The following is a 581-nucleotide window of genomic DNA, read 5'->3' on the forward strand; positions in this document are numbered from 1 at the left end:
TAGCGGTATTGCTGGGCCAGGCTGAACAGGCTGCGCAGCGCGTGGGCACCTTCGTTGAGCCAGCGCTCCAACGTCGAGCGATCGATCAGCGCGGTGTGGTGGGCGAGGATCAGCTTGCGGGCGATGTCGTCGTAGTCGGCCAGCAGATAGACGGCGGCAAAGCCGAGCTGCGCGTTCACGAACAAGGGGAGCTTCACCGGCTGCACGTTGAGGTTCTCACCCAGGCTCAACGCCGCAGGCACGCCGGCCAGTGCCTGGTCAACCTGCTCGCGCAGCGATTGCAACGTGGTCCTGGTCTGGTCGAGCTTTTCCTCGATGCGCAACATCCACCAGTCGCTGTACGGGTCGTCCTGCTCCGAGCCGCGCTTCATCTTGTTCATCACGGCGATGTAGCCGTTCAGGCCGACGATGCCGGGTCGCCCCTCGGCGGCGGCGCGGCCATGCCAGATGCGCGAGGCGTGGTGGGTGTGCAGCGTCAGCGACATCGCGCTGCGCAGGGAGCCGAGGTTGAGTTGCAATGGTTCGTTGCTGGTTGCCATGGTGATCGCTCGCTGGTGGACAGGGAGCCGCCAGCATCCGCA

At 65.4% G+C, this 581-nt stretch carries 1 protein-coding gene; it reads right to left on the minus strand.

The features are described 5' to 3' along the window. On the minus strand, positions 1-539 hold a 539-nt coding region (locus ABB22_RS17480), incomplete at its 3' end, for a PFL_4669 family integrating conjugative element protein (RefSeq protein ID WP_057505455.1). Positions 540-581: the final 42 nt, after the last annotated feature.

The organism is Stenotrophomonas nitritireducens (genome assembly GCF_001431425.1).
GTDB lineage: Bacteria > Pseudomonadota > Gammaproteobacteria > Xanthomonadales > Xanthomonadaceae > Stenotrophomonas > Stenotrophomonas nitritireducens.